At 61.6% G+C, this 3,854-nt stretch carries 5 protein-coding genes; 2 read left to right on the forward strand and 3 right to left on the reverse strand.

From position 1 onward, the window contains the following. Nucleotides 1-390, reverse strand: a 390-nt coding sequence (locus C5F46_RS15765) for an IS5 family transposase (protein ID WP_107326257.1), incomplete at its 3' end; no start/stop codon positions are given. Nucleotides 391-420: 30 nt separating this feature from the next. Between C5F46_RS15765 and C5F46_RS15770 the strand changes: the two genes are divergently transcribed. Next, on the forward strand, nt 421-1,158 hold the full coding sequence (locus C5F46_RS15770) for a uroporphyrinogen-III synthase (RefSeq protein ID WP_235820202.1): 738 nt from the start codon (nt 421-423) through the stop codon (nt 1,156-1,158). A gap of 101 nt (nt 1,159-1,259) precedes the next feature. Here the strand turns inward: C5F46_RS15770 and C5F46_RS15775 are convergent, their stop codons facing one another. Both C5F46_RS15775 and C5F46_RS15780 read right to left on the reverse strand, forming a co-directional pair. After that, the gene (locus C5F46_RS15775; RefSeq protein ID WP_407947343.1) at nt 1,260-1,430 is read right to left on the reverse strand and encodes a phosphatase PAP2 family protein; all 171 of its coding nucleotides are present in this window, start codon (nt 1,428-1,430) and stop codon (nt 1,260-1,262) included. Nucleotides 1,431-1,675: 245 nt separating this feature from the next. Beyond that, nucleotides 1,676-2,887, reverse strand: coding sequence for a helix-turn-helix domain-containing protein (locus C5F46_RS15780; RefSeq protein WP_107326255.1), 1,212 nt, complete (start codon nt 2,885-2,887; stop codon nt 1,676-1,678). A 262-nt stretch (nt 2,888-3,149) separates the two neighbouring features. On the opposite strand from C5F46_RS15780, the gene C5F46_RS15785 reads away from it, so the two are divergent. Beyond that, nucleotides 3,150-3,854: recombinase family protein (locus C5F46_RS15785; protein ID WP_107326256.1), on the forward strand; the 705-nt coding region annotated here is incomplete at its 3' end.

The following is a 3,854-nucleotide window of genomic DNA, read 5'->3' on the forward strand; positions in this document are numbered from 1 at the left end:
ATCACCGAGGAACTTGATCCCGGTGCTGTCCACCAGCAGGTTCAGCGGCCCATCGGCGCGCCGATACGGGATCTGAACTGCCAATGTCTTCTGCCGTCGGCAAAGGGTCGTATAGTCCGGCACATCCCAGTCCAGGTTCGCCATGTTCAAGAGGCTGGCCACCATCCCGGTCGTTTGCCTGAGCGGCAGCTTGAACAGAACCTTGATTGTCAGGCAAAACTGGATTGCCGCATCCGAGAACACCGCAGGCCGACCGGGTTTGCCTTCAGGCGGCGCGACCCAAGCCATCTCCTTGTCCAGCCAAATCAGCAAAGACCCGCGCCTGCGAAGCGAGGCGGTGTAGCTGGACCAGTTCGTCGTGCGGTAGCGGGCAGGTGATGGCTTGCTCATGCGGCCTGTCTAACCGCATGGATTCACGCTGTGAATCCTCCGCAGCCAGAGTTCTGCAACAACGCCTTCACGCGACCATCCTTCCAAGCCGAACTCATGCGGCCTTGTCTGGAACAAAGAGGATGCAAGGTTTCAGTTGAACCGATCTTGAACGTGTCTTCGGCAGGCCCTAACACAGACGCGTTCCGCGGAGCCGACATTTTCGTTGTTACGTCCATCTTTGCATCTTTGTATATCGTCAACGCTGGCTTTCTGAAGACGACCACACCGATCTATGCCGTTGGGGCGGGAACGGCGGCGCCGCTACGCCAGGCGGGATTCTCACGGATCTTTCAAGCGGACGGTGACGCAAAAAGCCTTCTCGATCTCATCCTGAAAGAAGTCAGGCCAACGGATGGGACGATCACCTACCTGAGTGGGCACAACATTACCGCAGACATCGCACAAGATCTGGTCTGTCGGGGCTACAAGGCTCGACGTGTCGTCGTCTACAAAGCCGAGCCTGCGCAGACCCTGTCTGAGGCAACTCGGGACTTGATAAGCAGGCGGAGTATCAAGTGCGTTATTTTCATGTCCTACCGGACCGCAGATTTCTTCACAGAACTATGCCATTCGTCCGGGCTTTCAGATTGCTTGGGTTCCGCGACCGCGGCGGTGCTTTCCGACAAGGTGGCAAGCGGCCTGATATGGAACCAGTGGAAAGAGGTTCAGGTGGCGGCGGCGCCGTCAAACGATTCCATCATTGACCTTGTTTGCCCTACCAAGTGAGCCTTCCACCCCCCGCCGGATGGCCAGGGTTTTCGTGAATGGAGTGATCGGCTGTGCCACCTCCTTCCATTGCGCTGAGTCCGCTTTTTCAGCCCCGATGGTCAGCGCGGCAGGGTATCCGAGGTGCTTTCGGTCCTGTTCCGATGCAGGATCAGACGCACTCCCCACAGGGAGGTAATTGCCCACCCGCTTCCAGCGAGCCACCCGGCCAGCACATCCGTTGGCCAGTGCACGCCGAGATAAACCCGGCTGATACCAACCATGACCGTCACGATGAGATAGAGTGCTTTGGCGGCCTTTTTGCTCTCAAGCCTTACGTAGAAATACGAGACAATTGACCTACCGATATTTTTTTATTTGCTTTTTTGAGTTGATTTGCCAGAGCGCTGTCTCAGAATTATGGGCAATGGTATCGCAGATACGGGCAAAATTTCAATTTTAATGGCAAAAGGTGGGCATTGATTTTGTTCGGTTCTTCATTGCAGATGTAACGGTCGCGCGACACGAACCCAGGGCATCACTGTCGCGCGGCCAGTTCATCAAAGATATCTTCGGCAAGCGTTGCGTTGTGCCGATCCTGCATCGACCTGGCCTCTGTCGCGCGCGCCTCGACGATCCGCCACATGCGATACCGCCCCTGCCCCGTGACCTCCCGGATCAGGCCCCGCTCCTCCATCCAGTCAATGTTGCGCTGAACCGTTGCCCGATGCGCGCCTGTCAGTTTTTCGGCCAACTGTACTGAAACCAGCGGCCAGCTTGTGAAGAGGTCCCGCAGCATCGGCGGCGTCTTGCCCGAGAGCGGCGCCATCGTTCGTTCCGCAGCCGCCGCCCAAGCGTCGACCTCCTCGAGTCTGCGCAGGGCTGCGAATGTCGCGCTTTCCATCGCGTTAAGCCAGCGCGCCAATCGAGCGGGCGGCTCCCCGATGGCTCGGAAGCCCCCGCCCCCGCCCATGGCGATGGGGGCGAAGATCGCGCCGGGCGTACTCCCTGACGGCGCGAGCTCGGTGATGGCAACACGCGACGCCGTCACGGCGGCCTCGAGCGGATCGTCGACTGGCGAGAGCTCCGCGACATGCCAGAGATGAAAACCCATGCAGGCCCTCGCGACGGGGTGGAGGTCTTCGGCCTGAATCATCATCGCGAGCCATCCGGCGGCCCGGTCCTCGAAGGCTTCGCGCTCTGCCATCTCGATCATACGGGACGGAGGCTTGGCATCTTCGAAACGCTCCCCCTGCCCCGGGCGGTCGCGCCGATCGAGAAAGGTCTCAAGATCACCCACACCCGACCGACGCGCCAATGGTGCGGGTCCGCCGGTCAGTCGCCGCACGGTCCAGCCGATCCGGTACAGCGCCTGCGCATCATCCGCTACGGTCGAGACCCGCAAGGCCATGTATAGGGAAAGCCGGTCGAGGCCGATCCGGTCCTGCGTGAGCCAACTGAGATCCGCGGCTTCGAACAGGGCGAGCCGCTGCCGCCAGCCGGCCGGGCCGCGGCGCAGGCGTTCATCGAGGATCCCTAGGCGCGCCGCGGCACGAGCAAGCTGTGCCGCTTGCCCGGCCTCAGCCACGCGCCATGCATCGACGACATCGGATTCCTTCGCCTCAGGTGCAGGTCCAGGAGGCAGGTAATCCGGTTCGTCCTCGAGCGGCCCGGGCAGGAACCAGAGGTCAGCGTCATCTTTGCTCTCGGACGCCTCCATGTCTTCGAGAGGCATCTCGTCATCGTCCATGTTTGTCTGACGAAATTGGCTCATACGCGCATTATATAGATATTTTGCGCGCTTGGCGATGGATTTTGAGTTCCTGCGATTTTCTCTACTATAGAGGCGTTCGAGGATCGTGTCTTCTCGAGAGCGCTGAGGCGCCTCTCGTGGCCGTCAGCCCATAGATACAAGGCTTCGCGAACTCAGCACGACGAGAGAAACGCGCCTTGCGTCTGTTTACAAACGGTCGTTTACTGGTAATATCTGAAACTGCACACGACCTGTTTTGATGCCCCTGATCGGCTATGCGCGCGTCTCGACTGAGGATCAGACCCCCCTGCCCCAGTCGCAGGCCCTGAAATCCGCGGGCTGCGCCGAGATCCATGAGGAGCAGGCCTCGGGCGGGAGCCGCGCCCGGCCGGTGCTGGCGCGGGTGCTGGAGCGGATCGGCAAGGGCGACACGCTGGTCGTCGTGCGCATCGACCGTCTGGCGCGGTCCCTCTCGCATCTGCTGGAGGTGATCGAGCGGTTGGAGGCCAAGGGTGCCTTTTTCCGCTCGCTGACTGATCCCATCGACACATCCTCGCCGCAGGGCAAGTTCACCCTGCAAGTCCTGGGTGCCGCGGCCGAGTTCGAGCGGGCCCTGATCCGCGAACGGACCAAGGCCGGGCTGGCCAGCGCACGAACCAAAGGCCGGGTTGGCGGCAATCCGGGCCTGCGCGCCCGGGATCCGGCGGCGCTGCGAAAGGTGCGGCTTGCGCGACAGGACGGCTATATGGAGCGGCTCAATGAAACCGCGCAGGACTGGGTGCCGCATGTGCGCCGCCTGCGGCCCGACATGGCGTGGGAGGACGTGCTGCGCATCGTCAACGGCCCCCTGCCCCGCGAGCGCCAATGGACGCAAAGCCGCCTTTTGCGCGCCGTGAATGCCTATGTCCGCGACGGCTTCCTGCCCGAAACGGTGCTGGGCCGCGCCGGGCGGCGCGAGACGGAT

The organism is Phaeovulum veldkampii DSM 11550, assembly GCF_003034995.1.
GTDB classification, from domain to species: Bacteria; Pseudomonadota; Alphaproteobacteria; order Rhodobacterales; family Rhodobacteraceae; genus Phaeovulum; species Phaeovulum veldkampii.

What these genes read in the sequence shown, in the direction of transcription:
- C5F46_RS15780 (WP_107326255.1), bottom strand. Translation starts at nt 2,887, where the DNA reads ATGGACGATGACGAGATGCCTCTCGAAGACATGGAGGCGTCCGAGAGC.